The following is a 16,596-nucleotide window of genomic DNA, read 5'->3' as shown; positions in this document are numbered from 1 at the left end:
GTTGATTCCCCTAAATATAATATCTGCTGCACAGCATCCGGTAAGTCTCCGCGCCGCGCTCGGTCAGGAGGTAATAGTCGCCCTCACGTTCCAGCTCCCCTTTTGAAAGCAGTGCGTTTGTGACCGCTCGGACACGCGCCGCTCCCCATTTGAGGTGATTTCCGATCTGGGCGGCGTGGTTCTCGGGACTGTGCAGATCCTCCGCCGTATGCTTGCCGATATGGAGGATGAACAGTTCTTCGCGGAGCAATTTCCTGTTCCGTGCGCGGCGGATGTATGTCGTGATAAATCCCTTCGGATTGACGAGCAGAGCGAGCATATAGACGAGCGTGTTGACGACCGCACACAGACCCGCAATAGAGGCGTTCGTATGTACGGCGATTTCATAGCCTATGATACTGTTTATCATACTAAAAATCACAGAAATAATCAAAGTCTGTGTTAAATTTTTTGTGAAAAGAAGTGCCGTCGCCGCAGGCGCGATGAAAAATGAGATGACGAGGATCGAGCCGACCGCGTCGAATGCGGCGACCGTTGTGAGCGACGTAAGGGACATGAAAGCGTAAAAGAGAATGCCCGTCGGGACGCCGATGAGTTTTGCATATTCCGTGTCAAAGGTGGAGACTTTCATTTCTTTGTAGAATACGGCAATAAAGGCGATGATGCCGACGAGCAGCCCGCCCATTTTGAGCGCGGCTTTCGGAACCTCAATGCCGCCGATCTGTACGGTGTTCAGCCCCGAGTAAATGACTTCGCCCATGAGCACCATATCGGTGTCGAGATGAGCGTTGCCCGCAAATTTACTGATGAGAATGACCGCGATGGCGAAGAGCAGCGGGAAGACGACGCCGATGGCATCGTCGTATTTGACGAGGTTCGTCTTGCCGAGCAGCTCGACGAGCGAGACGGTTACAACGCCCATAATGGCGGCGCCCAATAAGAGCCATGGAGAACCGAGGTCATAGGTTACAAAGAATGCGAGCACGATGCCGAGCAGGACGGTGTGACTGATTGCATCCGACATCATCGACAGGCGGCGCAGGATGAGGAACGTGCCGAGCGCGGAACACGCGGCGGCGGTAAGGAGCAGTACGAGCAATGCGTCATCCATGATCTTCCCTCCGATTGAGCAGACTGCCAAGGATGCCTTTGGAGCCGAGCAGTATGGAAAAAAATGCGATGAGACATGCGACGAGAATGATGCATGGGCCTGTGGACATCCCCTGCTGTGCCGTACTGATATAGGTTCCGATAAAGGCGGAGGCTGCGCCGATACCGCTGCTGATGAGGAGGACATGTAAGAAGTTGTTGGACCATTGATTTGCGGCGACACAAGGAATGATGAGGAAAGAGCTGATGAGAATCGCACCGACCGCCTTGATGCCGATGCCGATGACCGAGATTGTCATGACGAGCAGGAGGACGTTCAGCAGGCGGCAGGGAAGTCCTGCGACACGCGCATATTCAGCATCAAAGACAAAGAGTTTTAATTCCTTATAGAATGCGAGGAGGATGAGGAGGCAGAGGAGCGATACGCCGGTAATGAGCATGACATCGACCTCGAGCATATATGCCGCCTGTCCAAAGATATAGGTGCCGAGCCCTGCCTGTGATGCGCCCGCATAGTCCGGATTGCCCTGAATGAAGCTCTTGAGCGCCATGCCGAGACCAAAGAAACCGGAGAGAAAGATCGCAAGGTTCGCATCAAGACCGAGACGCTTATCCTCATGGGCAAGCTGGATCAGCGCATAGCTCGCCGCGCCCGCTGCGATCGCCCCGCAGAGGAGGACGACGGGACTGCGTGTGGCAAAGACCATATAGGCGAGAATGATGCCGGGAAATGTTGAGTGTCCGATGGCATCGCCGATGAGACTTTGACCCTTGTAGACACTGAACGCACCGACAGAACCGGCGGTAACGGCGAGAACAACGCTGCCGAGTGCGATGATTTGAAAGGTGTAATTGAATAGAATGTCCATCGTTTACTCCTTCATCCGATAGGCGCGGGCGAGGGCGTCATCCTTATCAAGATGCGCCATATAGTCACATGCCTTGACCGTGCGGTTGAGGACGATGAGAAAGTCGAAATAGCTGTCGAGCGTGCCGAGGTCATGGTGTACGGCGATAACGGTTTTGTGCGCGCGCTGCAGATCCAAAAATTTGTCCATGATGATGCGTTCCGTCGTCTCGTCGACGCCTGCAAGCGGCTCGTCCATGATGTAGAGATCTGCATCCTGCGCGAGGGCGCGCGCGATAAAGACGCGCTGTTTCTGCCCTCCGGAGAGCTCCGAGATTTGGCGGCCGGCGTAATCAACCATCTTCATCTTTTCCAGGGCGTCGAGGGCAAGCTCTTTGTCCAGTTTTCCGGGGCGCCGCATCAGACCGATATGCGCGTAACGTCCCATCAGCACGACATCAAAGACCGTTGTCGGGAAGTCCCAGTGTACCGAGCCTCGTTGGGGAACATAGGCGATGCGCTTGCGTACCTCATCAAGAGGATGCCCCCATAGACGCACCTCGCCTGAAACCGGAGCGAGGAGCCCTAGAATGCCGCTGAGCAGCGTGGACTTGCCTGCGCCGTTGGGCCCCACGATTGCACAGCGTACCTCTCCCGGAATATCAAGATCGATGTCCCAAAGTACGGGCGTCTCACGATACGCCATCGTAAGATCTTCCACATGGACGACACTTTTATTTTTATCCATCGCGTTCCTCCTTGAACAAAAAGAGGCGGGATCTTTCCCGCCTCCGGCAAAAATTCTTACTTCAGATGGCTGACGATCAGATCGACATTGCTCTTATACATATCGATGTAAGTGTCGCCCTTCTGTCCGGCGGGTGCGAGTGAATCGGAGAAAAGTTCGTTGCCTTCGCCGCCCACGATCTCAACGTCAAAGCCCTTCGTTTTGCAGACCTCCTGCAGTTTCTTCATGCGCTCCGGATTCGTCGTGCTCTCTGCGAACACCGCCTTGACCTTGTGCTCGACGATGAAGTTCGCCGTCTTTTCAACGTCCGCGTTCGCAACCTCGGAATCGGTGCTGACGCCCTGCGGGGCAACGACGTTCATGTGGTAGCGATGCGAGAAATAATTGAACGCGTCATGCGGCGTGACGAGATTGCGCTGTCCCTCCGGGATGGTCGCAATCTTTTCCTTGATCTCATTGTCGAGCGCATCGAGCTGACCAAGGTACTTCTTGAGATTTGCCTCGATGTCCGCCTTATGATCGGGGAGGAGCTTTTCAAGCTGTGCGGCGGCTTCTTCCGTCGCCTTTTTATAGAGTGCGACGTCGAACCAGAAATGGGGGTCGACAATGCGCTTGCCGTCCTCCTCCATGTAGTTGATTTCGCTGTCCGTGAAATTCTTTGTCACGGCGGCGCCCTTCTTTTCGAGCACTTCCGCCATCTTGCCCTCGAAGTGCAGACCGTGATAGAGGAGGAGATCCGCTTTTTTGATCTTCTCGAGGTCGGCAGGCTGCGCCACATAGAGATGCGGATCCTCGCCCGCAGGGATGATGAGTTCGATGTTCACATAGTCGCCTGCGAGCTGCTTCGTCATATCCTCAAGGAACGAGGTCGTGACGGTCACCGTTTTCTTTGCATCCGCCGGCTTATCTCCGGCGCTTTTATCCGCAGAAGTTCCGCCGCATCCGCTCACAAGGGACGCGAGGAGAAAACAACATGCGAGAAGTACATAAACAAAACTTTTTTTGTGCTGCATGGGCTGCACCGTCCTTTCTTTTTTCAGATTATAGCGATATTTTTTTGATTTGTAAATAAGAAATTCATATTTATGAAAAATATTTTTTACAATAGAAAAATACGGGAGAGAAGCAAGCCGACATACATAAAATTGGGGCAGGACGTGAAAAGAATCATGTCCTGCCCCAATTTGAGTATGCAGTGTCATTTAGATGATGAAACGGGAGAGCGTGTCCCTGCAATCCGTGCTATATCCTTCGGCAGGGGAGATGCGACGGTGAGCAATTCCCCCGTGTGCGGCAGGCGCAGGGAGAGCCATGCGGCGTGGAGGGCGTGACGTGCGATCTCGTCCGTGTTGCCGCCGTAGAGGTCGTCGCCGAGCAGGGGGTGTCCGAGATGCGCGAGATGCACGCGAATCTGATGCGTGCGCCCGGTCTCAAGGGTCAACCGCAGGAGACTGTACCTGCCGTCCGACGCGACGGTCTCATAATGCGTCCGCGCGGGCTTCCCCTCGGGGGCGACGCGGCGCAGGATGATGCTCGGCAGGGCGCGCGCAATGGGCGCGTCGATGATGTCCGACGCAGGCGTTAATCGCCCCTCGATGAGCGCGAGGTATTCGCGCCGCACGGCGTCCCGATGCTTCGTAAAGTAATACTGCACTTCGGGACATTTTGCGATGAGGAGCAGTCCCGTCGTATTGCGGTCGAGCCGGTGACACGGGTGAAAATCAAGCGTGTCGCCGCGCGACGCATAGAGTCCGCGCACGGCGTTTGCGATCGTGCCGCGTGTTTCCTGCGTCGTCGGATGAACGAGCATTCCGGCTGGCTTATCGATGATGAGCAGATCGTCGTCCTCGTATGCAATCGCGAGTGGGAGGTCTTCGGGGACAACGCTAGAAACGATAGGAAGCGCATAGGAAAGCATATCCCCGTCCCGGACGGCGGTGCGCGCCGCGATGGCGGGGACGCCGTTGTGCGAGAATGTGCCGCTGTGCTTGATGCGCTTCCAGAGACCGCCGGAGACGCCGCATTTTTTCGTGAGATATGCTTTTGCAGGCATCTCTTCACCGGGCGGCAGGGAGATGTGAATCTCCGTCATTCGCCTGAGATTTGCCGCGATCGGCGCAGTGCGAAGATGATGCGGAAGGAGACGGAGAGGATGATGGCGATGACCGTTGCGAGCGACATGCCGCGCAGGGTGACGGTGCCGATCGTCAGGCTTGCCGTCGAGACGCCGACGCCCATGACGATGGAGGTGAGGAGGAGGTTCATCGGATTGTTGTAGTCCACCTTTGCCTCGACGAGAATGCGGATGCCCGAGGCGGCGATGACGCCGAAGAGCAGCATCGAGACGCCGCCCATGACGGGCGTCGGGATGCTCTGGATGAGCGCGGCGAGTTTGCCGAGACACGAGAGCAGGATGGCAAAGACAGCGGCGCCGCCGATGACCCATGTGGAGTAGACTTTCGTGATGGCGAGGACGCCGATGTTTTCCCCGTACGTTGTGTTCGGCGTCGAGCCGAAGAACCCGGAGAACACGGTCGAGATGCCGTTGCCGAGGAGCGAACGGTCAAGCCCGGGGTCTTTTGTGAGATTGTGCCCGACGATATTGCCCGTGACGATGAGGTGACCGATGTGCTCCACGACGACGACGATGGAGGCGGGCAGGATGATGAGGATGGCGCGCAGATCAAATTCCGGTGTGTAGAGCGTCGGGATGGCGAACCACGGCGCGCTTTCGACATTCGAAAGATCGACGATCCCCGCGGCGAAGGCGATCACATAGCCGAGTACGACGCCGATCAGGATGGGGATGATGGAGAGAAAGCCGCGGAACGCGATGGATGCGAAGATGGTAATGGCAAGCGTGGCGATGGAGACAAAGATGACGGTCGGGTCGGTCTTGTCCCCCGTGAGTCCCGCCATGCCCGCCGCCGTGGGCATCAGCTCCAGCCCGATGACCGCGACGATCGCGCCCATCGACGCGGGCGGGAAGATGACGTCGATCCAGCTTGTTCCCGCCGTATGCACGAGGAGGCTCACAAGACAGAACACGGCGCCGACGACGATGAAGCCGCCGAGCGCGGCTTCGTAGCTGTATTCCGAGAGCACGAGAAAGACCGGCGAGAGGAACGCGAAGCTCGAACCGAGATACGCGGGGATTTTCCCTTTGCAGAGAATCAGATAGAAGAGCGTGCCGATGCCGTTGAAGAGCAGTACCGTTGCCGGGTTCACGTGAAAGAGAATCGGGACGAGCACCGTCGAGCCGAACATCGCGAACAGATGCTGCAGGGACAGTGGGATCGTTTGGAGGAGCGGCGGGCGCTCCGTCGTATCGATGGCTTTTTGTGACATGTGGGAATCCTCCGTTTTCGATGAAGCATAGGACGAGTATCATATATGTTTCCAACCAAATAATTTAACACAGAACCCGTCGCTTGTCGAATTTATTTTATAATATTATGGAAGGGGGGATCCCCCCGATTTTCAGGCAAGCGGGCATGTATCCAAGCTCCTTTTCCTTGACGCGCGGGGGCGGCGCTTGTATAATGAATGCTGCAAACATTGAGAACTGAGGAGGAATTTCCTTGACAAAAGTTTTGGTCAGCGGCGCATGCGGCCGCATGGGATGCGCAGTACTGAAAGCGGTTATTGATGACACCGATCTTGAGCTCGTCGGTGCGGTTGACATCAGCGGCGGCGCGGATACAGGAGAACTGGCGGGCACGGGGAAAAACGGAGTACTTGTGGAGACCAATCTGGCGGCGGCGCTGAAGCGCCTGAAACCTGAGGTCATGATCGACTTTACACGTCCGGACGTCGTCTATGGGAACGTCCTCACAGCGCTCTCGCATAAGGTCTCGCCTGTGGTCGGAACCACGGGGCTGTCAGATGCCCAAAAGGCGGAGATTAAGGCGGCGGCAGAGGCGAATGATACGCCTGCGTTTATCGCACCGAATTTTGCGATCGGCGCCGTGCTGATGATGCTGATGAGCCGTATGGCGGCAAAATATATGCCCGATGTGGAGATCATAGAGCTCCACCATGACAACAAACTCGATGCGCCGTCGGGGACGGCGGTGCAGACGGCTGCCATGATCGCCGAGGTGCGCGCCCCCCATGTGCAGGGACATCCGGATGAGGAAGAAAAGATTGCAGGCGCGCGCGGTGCGGCATACGAGGGGATGCGGATTCACAGTGTTCGTCTGCCGGGCTATGTGGCGCATCAAGAGGTCATCTTTGGCGGTCTCGGGCAGACGCTTTCGATCCGCCACGATTCTCTGAATCGCGAATCGTTCATGCCGGGGGTTGTGCTCGCGGCAAAGAAGGTGCGCGGACTCAAGTCGCTTACCGTTGGACTTGATAAATTGCTGTAAGGGGATATGGTCATGAAGAAATATCGCGTGGCAATTCTCGGCGCGACAGGCGCCGTCGGTCAGGAGTTTCTGAATCTCATCGAAGAGCGCAAATTTCCATTTTCGGAGCTGTGCCTCCTCGCATCCAGCCGCTCGGCAGGCAAGAAAATCGCCTTTATGGGCGAGGAGTATACAGTACAGGAGGCAGCGGCAGAGTCCTTTGCAGGGATTGACATCGCCCTCTTTGCAGGCGGGGCGGCGAGCGCAGAGTTCGCACCGCATGCGGTAAAGGCGGGCGCAGTCGTCATCGACAATTCGAGCACATTCCGGATGGATCCTGAGGTGCCGCTTGTCGTTCCCGAGGTCAACCCGCAGGCAATCGCACGCCACAAGGGCATCATCGCAAATCCGAACTGCTCGACCATCATTATGGTAATGGGGCTGAAGCCTCTTTACGACCTCGCCAAGATCCGCCGCATCGTCGTTTCCACCTATCAGGCAGTCTCGGGCGCGGGCAAAGAGGGGATGGCGGAGCTCAAGGAACAGGTCGCCGCGCTCGCTGAGGGGAAGGAAGCCGTTGCAAATATCCTGCCCGTCGGCAAGCTGCCAAAGCACTATCCAATCGCATTTAATCTCATCCCGCAGATCGATGTTTTTAAGGATAATCTCTATACCAAAGAAGAGATGAAGATGATCGATGAGACGAAGAAGATCATGGAGGATGATACGCTGCGCATCACGGCAACAACGGTGCGTGTCCCGGTCTATCGCAGTCATGCCGAATCCGTCAATGTTGAATTCAAAGAGCCCATCTCAATCGATGCGGCGCGCAGTGCGCTTGCGGCATTTCCGGGCGTTGTCCTGCATGATGATCCGAGCGCGCAGGAGTATCCCATGCCGCTTTACACCTCCGGCAGGAACGATGTTGAGGTCGGGCGGCTGCGCGTCGACGAGTCTGCGGACAACGCGCTGAATTTCTGGATCTGCGGCGATCAGATCCGCAAGGGGGCGGCGCTGAATGCGCTCCAAATCGCAGAGTATATGATTGCACATGATCAAATCTAAATAACGATATTTTCGCAGCCGTCGCGTTGGAACAAAAATGCGGCGGTTTTTTTATGCAAAGGCGCGGGATGTTAAATTGCGCTCCACGCCTTTTATCATGCGCTTTTTGAGGATTTTTTATAAATTGTATACGAGAAAAAAGAATATCTGTTTTCTTGAAAAACTCCTTTATTTTTGCTATAACTGTAAGGAAAGTGGTGAATTGTGGTGGAAAGTGCCATAATGTGGTAGAAGAATCCTGAAAGGTGGTGCGGCTCGGATGTTCATGGGGGAATACGCCCACAGCATTGATGCAAAGGGCCGCGTCATTCTGCCTGCCGACTTTCGGCAGGAACTCGGGGTTTCATTCATCATCACAAAGGGTCTCGACGGCAGTCTCTTCCTGTTCCCGCAGGCGGCGTGGGACGAGTTCGCGGCAAAGCTGCGCACGCTCTCGATCGCCGATCCGAACGCACGTGCATTCGCGCGCTTCTTTATTGCCGGCGCACGCACGCTTGAATGCGATAAGCAGGGGCGGTTCCTCGTTCCCGCGAATCTGCGCACCTATGCGAACATCGGGCTGAAGCAGGACGTGATCCTCACGGGTGCCGATGCGCGCATCGAGGTGTGGGACAAGGAGAAGTGGCTCAGCTACGCGGGCGAGGTGGATCCGAACATCACGGAGATCTCAAAGCAGCTCTCGAGCTACGGCATTTCGATTTAGGGGAACGGCATCGTGGAGTTTCATCATGTGAGCGTTCTCCCCGCCGAGACGGTCGCGGCGCTCGCCGTCGTGCCGGAAGGCACCTATGTGGACTGCACGCTCGGCGGTGCGGGACATGCGGGGCGCATCGCGGCACAGCTCTCGCCCGCAGGGCGCCTCATCGGTATCGATCAGGACGAAACGGCGATCGCGGCGGCGCAGGTGCGGCTCGCATCCGCTGCGTGCCGGGTGTCGCTCGTGCACGATAATTTTCGCAATCTGACGGCGATCCTCACGGCGGAGGGCGTTTCGGCAGTCGACGGCATTCTCTTCGATCTCGGCGTCTCCTCGCCGCAGATCGATACGGCGGCGCGCGGCTTCTCCTACATGCAGGATGCGCCGCTCGACATGCGCATGGATCGGCGGGCGGTGCGCTCGGCACACACGGTTGTCAACGAGTACAGCGCGGCGCGTCTCACGGAGATCTTTTACACCTACGGTGAGGAGCGCTGGGCAAAGCGCATCGCCGCGTTCATCGAGGCAGCGCGCAAAGAACGTCCCATCGAGACGACAGGCGAACTTGTCGAGATCATCGACCGTGCCGTGCCGAAGAAGGTGCGCGCAAAGGGCGGGCATCCCGCCAAGCGCGTCTTTCAGGCGATCCGCATCGAGGTCAACGAGGAACTGACGATTCTATCGGATGCGGTGACGGCTGCTGTGCACGCGCTGAAACCGGGCGGGCGGCTCGCGGTGATCACGTTCCACTCGCTCGAGGATCGCATTGTAAAGCGCACGATGCAGCAGCTCGCACGCGGTTGTATCTGCCCTCCGCATACGCCTGCCTGTATCTGCGGACATACGCCGGAACTGCGGCTCATCGGCAAGGCGCAGACGGCAAGCCTCGCGGAGTGCGCGGTGAATGCGCGGGCGAAGAGTGCAAAGCTGCGCGTCGCGGAGAAGTTATAGCAATTATTTTTTGAATTAAAGTTTGACCGGAAAGAAGGTGACGCAGATGCCGGCACACAAATACGATCCTTATGTATACGACATACCGACAGAGCCGGTGCCCGAACCTCAGATTGAGGTGCCGCGCGAACCGCTTTTGCGCCGTAAACTGAATACGAACCTGCGGAATTGTCTGCGCGCCATCTTCTTTCTCATCGCACTCGGGGCGATGGTCGTGACACTGCTCGGCGGCATCGGGGCGAAGAACGGTTACACGCTCCTTGAGACGCAGCAAAAGGCGGAGCAGCTCGAGCAGGAGAACGAGCGGCTGAAAATCGAGATTGCACAGCTCAAATCCCCCGCACGCATCGAGGCGATCGCAGTGCAGGAGCTGAACATGCAGATTCCGCAAAAAATGTATTTTTCGCATGAAGGGGAATGATTGATGATGAAGCGACTCAGTGAACTCGCTGCGCTCGTTCCGGGCGCGCGGATCACGGGCGACCCTGCAGTTGAGATTTTGTCGGTGGAGCGTGACTCGCGCAGAATAGAACCGGGCGCGCTCTTTGTATGCATCAGCGGCGCGCATGTGGATGCGCATACCTTCATACCAAATACGGCGCGGGCGGGAGCTCGCGCTGTTTTGACGCAGCGGGAAAACGTCGATGTTCCCGCGGGCATCTCTGTGCTCCGGGTGCCGGATCTGAACGCGGCGCTTGATATCATTGTGCCGTATTTCTACGACTATCCGGCACGGTCGATGCGCGTTGTCGGCATCACGGGAACGAACGGGAAGACGACGACGAGCTATCTCGTGCGTGCGATTCTGCGCGCTGCGGGGCGGCGCGTGGGGCTCGTTGGGACGATCCGGGTAATGATGGAGGACGAGGTGTTCCCCACGGCGAACACGACGCCCGACGTGGTCGTCATGCAGCAGATGCTCGCGGAGATGCGGGCGCGCGGCATGGATACGGTCGTGATGGAGGTTTCCTCTCATGCGCTCGATCAGGGGCGTGTGGCGGGCATCGAGTTCGATACCGCCGTCTTTACGAACCTGACGCAGGATCATCTCGACTATCATAAAACGATGGAAAACTATGCGCGCGCAAAGGCGCGGCTTTTTGAGCTTGTTTCCGCACCCGGTGTAAAGGCGGGCAAGACCGCCGTCATCAACGCGGACGATGCGGCGGGGCCAGTCATGCGCGCGCATACGACCTGTCCCGTGCTCTCCTACGGCGTGACGCAGCAGGCGGCGCTGACGGCGCGGGACATCCGGCTCGCGCAGGACGGCATGACGATGCGGCTCGTGCACGGAGATGAGGAATGTGCGCTCACGCTCCATATCACGGGCGAATTCAACGTCTACAACGTGCTCGCGGCAGCGGGGGCGGCACGTGCGGAGGGCATCGGATACGATGTGATACGCGCGGCGCTCGAGGGATTTACGGGCGTACCGGGGCGGTTCGAGCTCGTGCGCGCGGGGCAGGATTTCTCCGTCATCGTAGACTATGCACACACGCCGGACGGGATGGAGAACGTCCTGCGGACGGCGCGCGCCGTGACGCGGGGGCGCATCATCGTCGTCTTTGGCTGCGGCGGCGACCGCGACCGGACAAAGCGCCCCATCATGGGACGGATCGGCGCGGAGATGGCAGATCTCGTCTACATCACGTCCGATAATCCGCGCACGGAAGATCCCGCGGCGATCCTTGACGAGGTGGAGTCGGGCGCGCTGCCCGTGCTCGGCGGGAAACCGTACGAAAAACTCGTCGATCGGCGCACCGCCATCTTTGACGCGGTACGCGCGGCGCGCCCGGGCGACAGCGTCGTGATCCTTGGCAAGGGACACGAGACCTATCAGATTCTCAAAGAGGGGACGATTCATTTTGACGACCGCGAGACTGCGGCGGAAGCGATAAGGAGTGTACGCTAGTGGCTTTCATGACATGGGATGAGATCCGCGCGGCGACGGGCGGTCGGCTTCTGCTTGGGAAAATGAGAGGAAACGACGCGTTTGCCGGCATCACGACGGACACACGCAAGGTGCAGGCGGGCGATCTCTTTGTCGCGCTGCGCGGGGAGAAGTTCGACGGCGCGGATTTTGCCGCCGGCGCACTCCGCGCGGGGGCTGTTGCCGTGATGCTCCCGGAGCCCGTTTCGGACGCGCATCGCAAGGAGCTCGACCGGACGCCGGGGGCGGTGATCGGCGTAACTGATACACTCGCCGCATATCAGCAGATCGCCCATGCGTGGCGCATGAAGTTCGATATCCCCGTTGTTGCCGTCACGGGGTCGAACGGCAAGACGACGACGAAGGAGCTGACGGCGGCGGCGCTCTCCGGGCGCGGCGCGGTGTGCCGTACGGCGGCGAATTACAACAACGAAATCGGCCTGCCGCTGACGCTCCTCGGCATGACGGGGGAGGATACCGCCGCCGTTGTCGAGATGGGAATGCGCGGGCGCGGTCAGATCGCGGCACTCGCCGCCATCGCCGCGCCGACGGTCGGTATCGTGACGAACGTCGGCGAGACGCATATGGAGCTCCTCGGGTCGATCGAGAATATCGCACGGGCAAAATCGGAGCTCGTGGAGGCGATCGCGCCCGGCGGCATAGTGATCCTGAATGCGGACGATGCGCGCGTTGCGGCGATGCGCGCACAGGCAGCGGACGGTGTGCGCATTCTGACGTACGGCATCCGTGCGAAAGCGGATATCCGCGCACAGGCGCTCCGTTCCGCGTGTAATGAGACACGGTTCATGGTGACGTACGGCGGTGAGCGGCATGACTATGCCGTGCCGCTCCTTGGACGGCACAATGTCTACAACACTCGCGGCGCTTGCGGCGGGCTTTGCGCTCGGCCTTTCCCCGCAGGAGATGCAGGCGGGACTTTCCCGTCTCGCGCCGCCGAAGATGCGCTATGAGGTGCATCACATCGGCGCGTGGACGTTCATTAACGACGCCTACAATGCAAGTCCTGCCTCGATGCGCGCCGCGCTGGAGACAACGGCGCGGCTCTATCCGGGGCGCAGGATCGCCGTGCTCGGCGATATGCTCGAACTCGGCGCTGCATCCGCAGAGGGGCATCGGAGCGTTGGGCGCACGGCGGCGGCAGAGGGCTTTGCCGTCGTTATTACCTATGGGGACGAGGCGCGGCGCATTTACGAAGCCGCCGCGGCGGCAGGCTGCCTTTGCCGTCATGCCGCGACGCACGAGGAGGCGGCAAATCTGCTGCGCGGGATGCTCGCGGACGGCGATACCGTGCTCTTTAAGGGATCGCGCGGCATGCGGATGGAGCATATCATGGAGCTCGCCGCGGGGGAAGGAGCGAAACACTGATGGCGCAGATTTTTGACTTCCTCCCGCCGGCAATGGCACTCCTGCTGGCCACGCTCACAGCGTTCTTTTTTGTGATTCTCAGCGGCTTCTTCTTTCTGCCGTTTCTGCACCGGCTGAAATACGGGCAGAGCATCCGCGAGGAAGGTCCCGCGAGTCATCAAAAAAGAGCGGGACGCCGACCATGGGCGGCGTGATGATCGTCCTCGGCGTGACGCTTGCGGCGCTTCTCTTTGCGCCGCTGACGGCGACGACGCTGCTCGCGTTGTTCATCTTCCTCGGGCATTTCGCGCTTGGCTTTGCGGATGATTATATTAAGGTCGTCAAAAAGCGCAACCTTGGTCTGCGCGCTTATCAAAAACTCGCCGGGCAGATTCTCATTGCGGGCGTGACCATCGCGATCGCGCGCACCGTGCTCGGGCACGATACGAGCCTGTGGATTCCGGTGGTCGGGACGTTCGTGGACATCGGAGCGCTCTATTACGTCCTTATTGTGTTTGTGCTCGTCGGTACGTCCAATGCCGTTAATCTGACGGACGGGCTCGACGGACTCGCGGCGGGGACGGTCGCCGTCGCGGCGTTGTTTTACGCGGCGCTGACCTATGGCACAGACGGCGGACTTACGGTGTTTTCAACTGCAATAATTGGTGCATGTATCGGCTTTTTGTGGTATAATCATCATCCGGCGCGCATCTTTATGGGAGATACAGGATCGCTCGCGCTCGGCGGGGCGCTCGCGGCAGTCGCGATTCTCTCGCGGACGGAACTGCTGCTGCCCGTTGTGGGATTCGTTTTCTTCTGCGAGGCGCTGTCGGTGATCCTGCAGGTCGTATCATTTCAAACACGTGGCAAGCGTATTTTCCGCATGAGCCCGATTCATCATCATTTTGAGCTTGGCGGGTGGAGCGAAACGCGCGTCGTCTATACGTTTTGGGCGGTCGGCGCGGCGGCGGCGCTCCTCGCGTGGGGACTTGCGGCGCCGCTCTTATAAAAACTAACGGAGTTAAGGGGGACACAGGGATTGTCCTATCGGGGAAAAACTGCGCTCATCATCGGCGCGGGCATCAGCGGCTATGCCGCGGCAAAATATCTTGCGCGCGAAGGGGCGCGCGTGACGCTCTCGGATGCGAAATCCGAGCCGGAGCTTGAAAAGGACGCGGAAACGCGCACACATATCGCATCGCTGAGGGCGCAGGGAATCTCCTGCGTCTTTGGCGCACAGGGGGAAGAACAGCTCGCGGGCGTCGATCTGCTCGTCCTCTCGCCCGCCGTTCCGGATCGCATTCCGCTCGTCCGGTCGGCGCGCACGCGCGGCATCCGCGTGACAACCGAGGTGGAACTCGCGGGGGAGGTTGCCTGCGCTCCCATCTGCGCCGTTACGGGAACGAACGGAAAGACGACGACGACAACGCTCCTCGGCGAGCTCCTGCGCGCGCATTTCCCCGCCGTGGGCGTCGGCGGCAATATCGGCGTACCGCTCATCGACGAGGCTCTTAGAATCCCGGCGGAGGGAGCAATCGCCGCGGAGATCTCGAGCTACCAGATGGAGGCAACGCAGTATTTCCATGTTCATATCGCGGCGGAGCTGAACGTGACGCCCGATCACATCGTGCGGCACGGCTCGATGGAGGTCTATCAAGCGATGAAGGAAAAGCTCTTCGCATGGCAGACCCCCGATGATTTCCTCGTGCTGAACGACGATGATCCGCATACGCGCGGCATGGCGGCGCGCGCGAAGGGGCGCGTCTGTCTCTTCAGCCGCCGGCACGCGCTCGCGGAGGGCGCGTACATCGACGGCGGGATGATCGTGATCGTTTGGGACGGCGTGCGGCATGAACTCGTTCCTATTGCGGAACTCGGCATTCGCGGCGGTCACAATGTGGAAAACGCACTCGCCGCGGCGGCGTCGGCGTTCCTCGCCGGGGTGACGCCGGAGGAGATGCGCCCCGTCCTGCGCAGCTTCCGGGGCGTGGAGCACCGCATCGAGCCGGTGCGCGAGATCGGCGGAGTGCCATACTACAACGACTCCAAGGCGACGAATACGGATGCCGCAATCAAAGCGCTCGAGGCGTTTGACGGTCACATTGTCCTCATTGCGGGCGGCGATGATAAGATGACCGATCTCACGGACTTCATGCGGCTTGTGCGGGAGCGCACGGACGAGCTGATCCTCGTCGGGGCGGCGGCGGAGCGGTTCGCGGCGGCGGCGGCGGACGCGGGGATTGCCCCCGCGCACATACACCGCGTCGGCTACGATATGGAAGCGGCGGTGCATCTGGCGCATACACTTGCACGTCCGCCGCAGACGGTGCTGCTTTCGCCCGCGTGCGCGAGCTTTGACATGTACGGCGGCTATGAGGAGCGCGGACGGGACTTTAAGAGGATCGTGAACGGACTATGAACATCATCGTATCGGGCGGTGGCACGGGCGGGCATATCTATCCCGCGCTTACGATCATCCGTGCGATCGAAAAAAGAGTTCTGGGCGTGCGCATTCTCTACGTCGGGACGCCGCACGGGCTTGAGGCGGACATCGTGCCGCGCGAGGGCATCGACTTCGCGGCGATTGATCTTGCGGGATTTGAGCGGCGGCTCTCGTTTGAGAACGTCCTGCGCGCGGGGCGTGCGCTGCGTGCGCTCGTGCGTGCGCGCGGCATTGTCCGGGCGTTTCGTCCCGACGTCGCGATCGGCACAGGCGGGTATGTCGCGGGACCGATTCTGCTTGCGGCGAGCCTTGCGGGCGTGCCGACGCTCGTGCAGGAGCAAAATGTGTGCGCGGGCGTGACGAACCGTCTGCTTGCGCATTTTGCGGCGGCGATTGCCGTGGGCATGGAGGATGCCAGGCGTGTGTTCCCGCAGGAAAAAACCGTCGTGACGGGCAATCCCATTCGCCCGGAGGTGCTGACGGCGACGCGCGCGGAGGGGGCGGCGTCCTTCGGCTTTGATCCTGGAAAAAAGACGGTGCTCATCTCGGGCGGCAGCCGCGGCGCGCGCTCCATCAATCGAGCGATGGTCGAGGTACTCGCGCACGCGGCGGCGCAGCGGGAGGTACAGTACCTCCATGTGACGGGCGCGGACGAGCACGCGGATATGCTCACACGTCTGAGGGAATTGGGCGTGCGGCTCGAGGATGCGCCGCACATCCGCGTCCTGCCGTATCTCTACAACATGCCGCAGGCGATGGCGGCGGCGGACATCGCCGTGTTCCGCGCGGGGGCGACGGGGCTTGCGGAGCTGGCGGCGCGCGGCGTGCCCGCGATTCTCATCCCGTATCCGTATGCGGCGGAGAATCATCAGGAAAAGAATGCTCGCGCGCTTGAAGCGGTGGGCGCGGCAGAGGTCATTTTGAACCGCGACATCAGCGCCGCGGCACTGGAAGAAGCTCTTTCGGCACTGCTCGCGGACGATGCGCGCCGTGCGGGGATGGCGGCGGCAATGCACCGGCTCGGGAAGCCGGACGCGGCGGATGAGATCGCAGCGCTCGCGCTGCGGATTTGTAAAAAAGAAGGGTGAAAG

At 59.5% G+C, this 16,596-nt stretch carries 16 protein-coding genes and 1 pseudogene; 11 read left to right on the top strand and 6 right to left on the bottom strand.

Features of this window, described 5'->3' with window-relative positions; genetic code table 11:
• Window positions 1-10: 10 nt before the first annotated feature.
• The 6 genes from HMPREF9162_RS06315 to uraA all read right to left on the bottom strand — a co-directional run bounded on the left by HMPREF9162_RS06315 (window position 11) and on the right by uraA (window position 6,053).
• A complete protein-coding gene (locus HMPREF9162_RS06315) occupies window positions 11-1,111 on the bottom strand; it encodes a metal ABC transporter permease (protein WP_009438640.1) in 1,101 nt (366 codons plus the stop codon).
• A complete protein-coding gene (locus tag HMPREF9162_RS06310) occupies window positions 1,104-1,979 on the bottom strand; it encodes a metal ABC transporter permease (RefSeq protein WP_009350741.1) in 876 nt (291 codons plus the stop codon). Before HMPREF9162_RS06310 ends, HMPREF9162_RS06315 begins: the two co-directional genes overlap by 8 nt.
• Before the next feature lie 3 nt (window positions 1,980-1,982).
• Entirely contained in the window at window positions 1,983-2,705 is a 723-nt protein-coding gene (locus HMPREF9162_RS06305; RefSeq protein ID WP_009438798.1) for a metal ABC transporter ATP-binding protein, read from the bottom strand.
• Between the two features lie 56 nt (window positions 2,706-2,761).
• Window positions 2,762-3,718 (bottom strand): metal ABC transporter solute-binding protein, Zn/Mn family, encoded by a 957-nt coding sequence (locus HMPREF9162_RS06300; RefSeq protein ID WP_037350380.1) that lies wholly within the window; start codon window positions 3,716-3,718, stop codon window positions 2,762-2,764.
• A 185-nt stretch (window positions 3,719-3,903) separates the two neighbouring features.
• Complete coding sequence (locus tag HMPREF9162_RS06295; protein ID WP_009438878.1) at window positions 3,904-4,797, bottom strand: RluA family pseudouridine synthase; 894 nt, start codon at window positions 4,795-4,797, stop codon at window positions 3,904-3,906.
• Window positions 4,794-6,053: a uracil permease gene (gene uraA / locus HMPREF9162_RS06290; RefSeq protein WP_009438898.1), complete on the bottom strand. Its 1,260-nt coding sequence runs from the start codon at window positions 6,051-6,053 to the stop codon at window positions 4,794-4,796. The genes HMPREF9162_RS06295 and uraA overlap by 4 nt, the downstream gene beginning before the upstream one ends.
• A 233-nt stretch (window positions 6,054-6,286) precedes the next feature.
• Between uraA and dapB the strand changes: the two genes are divergently transcribed.
• The 11 genes and pseudogenes from dapB (at window position 6,287) to murG (ending at window position 16,593) form a co-directional block, all read left to right on the top strand.
• A complete protein-coding gene (dapB, locus tag HMPREF9162_RS06285; RefSeq protein WP_009438813.1) occupies window positions 6,287-7,075 on the top strand; it encodes a 4-hydroxy-tetrahydrodipicolinate reductase in 789 nt (262 codons plus the stop codon).
• 12 nt (window positions 7,076-7,087) lie between these two features.
• Window positions 7,088-8,119 carry an aspartate-semialdehyde dehydrogenase gene (locus HMPREF9162_RS06280; protein WP_009438872.1) on the top strand — a complete coding sequence of 344 codons (1,032 nt, stop codon included), beginning with the start codon at window positions 7,088-7,090 and terminating at the stop codon, window positions 8,117-8,119.
• Window positions 8,120-8,378: 259 nt separating this feature from the next.
• A complete protein-coding gene (gene mraZ / locus HMPREF9162_RS06275; RefSeq protein ID WP_009350750.1) occupies window positions 8,379-8,822 on the top strand; it encodes a division/cell wall cluster transcriptional repressor MraZ in 444 nt (147 codons plus the stop codon).
• A 12-nt stretch (window positions 8,823-8,834) separates the two neighbouring features.
• Window positions 8,835-9,767, top strand: a complete 933-nt coding sequence (gene rsmH, locus HMPREF9162_RS06270) for a 16S rRNA (cytosine(1402)-N(4))-methyltransferase RsmH (RefSeq protein WP_009438911.1) — start codon at window positions 8,835-8,837, stop codon at window positions 9,765-9,767.
• Window positions 9,768-9,813: 46 nt separating this feature from the next.
• A complete protein-coding gene (locus HMPREF9162_RS06265) occupies window positions 9,814-10,188 on the top strand; it encodes a cell division protein FtsL (protein WP_009438673.1) in 375 nt (124 codons plus the stop codon).
• A gap of 3 nt (window positions 10,189-10,191) precedes the next feature.
• Window positions 10,192-11,679: a UDP-N-acetylmuramoyl-L-alanyl-D-glutamate--2,6-diaminopimelate ligase gene (locus HMPREF9162_RS06260; RefSeq protein ID WP_009438765.1), complete on the top strand. Its 1,488-nt coding sequence runs from the start codon at window positions 10,192-10,194 to the stop codon at window positions 11,677-11,679.
• Window positions 11,679-13,083 (top strand): annotated as a pseudogene (murF, locus tag HMPREF9162_RS06255) (UDP-N-acetylmuramoyl-tripeptide--D-alanyl-D-alanine ligase). The gene HMPREF9162_RS06260 and the pseudogene murF overlap by 1 nt, the downstream one beginning before the upstream one ends.
• Entirely contained in the window at window positions 13,083-13,277 is a 195-nt protein-coding gene (locus HMPREF9162_RS12760) for a hypothetical protein (protein ID WP_254655365.1), read from the top strand. Before murF ends, HMPREF9162_RS12760 begins: the two are co-directional and overlap by 1 nt.
• Complete coding sequence (gene mraY, locus HMPREF9162_RS06250; protein ID WP_254655372.1) at window positions 13,202-14,071, top strand: phospho-N-acetylmuramoyl-pentapeptide-transferase; 870 nt, start codon at window positions 13,202-13,204, stop codon at window positions 14,069-14,071. Before HMPREF9162_RS12760 ends, mraY begins: the two co-directional genes overlap by 76 nt.
• 30 nt (window positions 14,072-14,101) lie before the next feature.
• Complete coding sequence (gene murD, locus HMPREF9162_RS06245; RefSeq protein WP_009438901.1) at window positions 14,102-15,481, top strand: UDP-N-acetylmuramoyl-L-alanine--D-glutamate ligase; 1,380 nt, start codon at window positions 14,102-14,104, stop codon at window positions 15,479-15,481.
• Entirely contained in the window at window positions 15,478-16,593 is a 1,116-nt protein-coding gene (gene murG, locus HMPREF9162_RS06240) for an undecaprenyldiphospho-muramoylpentapeptide beta-N-acetylglucosaminyltransferase (RefSeq protein WP_009438747.1), read from the top strand. The genes murD and murG overlap by 4 nt, the downstream gene beginning before the upstream one ends.
• The last annotated feature ends 3 nt before the right edge of the window (window positions 16,594-16,596 follow it).

The organism is Selenomonas sp. oral taxon 137 str. F0430 (assembly GCF_000183625.1).
GTDB lineage: Bacteria > Bacillota > Negativicutes > Selenomonadales > Selenomonadaceae > Centipeda > Centipeda artemidis.
Note: the sequence above shows the minus strand (reverse complement) of the source record. Positions and strands in the feature narration are given on the sequence as shown.

What these genes read in the sequence shown, in the direction of transcription:
- HMPREF9162_RS06295 (WP_009438878.1), bottom strand. Translation starts at nt 4,797, where the DNA reads ATGACGGAGATTCACATCTCCCTGCCGCCCGGTGAAGAGATGCCTGCA.
- HMPREF9162_RS06265 (WP_009438673.1), top strand. Translation starts at nt 9,814, where the DNA reads ATGCCGGCACACAAATACGATCCTTATGTATACGACATACCGACAGAG.
- HMPREF9162_RS06305 (WP_009438798.1), bottom strand. Translation starts at nt 2,705, where the DNA reads ATGGATAAAAATAAAAGTGTCGTCCATGTGGAAGATCTTACGATGGCG.
- murG (WP_009438747.1), top strand. Translation starts at nt 15,478, where the DNA reads ATGAACATCATCGTATCGGGCGGTGGCACGGGCGGGCATATCTATCCC.
- HMPREF9162_RS12760 (WP_254655365.1), top strand. Translation starts at nt 13,083, where the DNA reads ATGGCGCAGATTTTTGACTTCCTCCCGCCGGCAATGGCACTCCTGCTG.
- HMPREF9162_RS06310 (WP_009350741.1), bottom strand. Translation starts at nt 1,979, where the DNA reads ATGGACATTCTATTCAATTACACCTTTCAAATCATCGCACTCGGCAGC.
- HMPREF9162_RS06260 (WP_009438765.1), top strand. Translation starts at nt 10,192, where the DNA reads ATGATGAAGCGACTCAGTGAACTCGCTGCGCTCGTTCCGGGCGCGCGG.
- HMPREF9162_RS06280 (WP_009438872.1), top strand. Translation starts at nt 7,088, where the DNA reads ATGAAGAAATATCGCGTGGCAATTCTCGGCGCGACAGGCGCCGTCGGT.
- uraA (WP_009438898.1), bottom strand. Translation starts at nt 6,053, where the DNA reads ATGTCACAAAAAGCCATCGATACGACGGAGCGCCCGCCGCTCCTCCAA.
- HMPREF9162_RS06315 (WP_009438640.1), bottom strand. Translation starts at nt 1,111, where the DNA reads ATGGATGACGCATTGCTCGTACTGCTCCTTACCGCCGCCGCGTGTTCC.
- mraZ (WP_009350750.1), top strand. Translation starts at nt 8,379, where the DNA reads ATGTTCATGGGGGAATACGCCCACAGCATTGATGCAAAGGGCCGCGTC.
- HMPREF9162_RS06300 (WP_037350380.1), bottom strand. Translation starts at nt 3,718, where the DNA reads ATGCAGCACAAAAAAAGTTTTGTTTATGTACTTCTCGCATGTTGTTTT.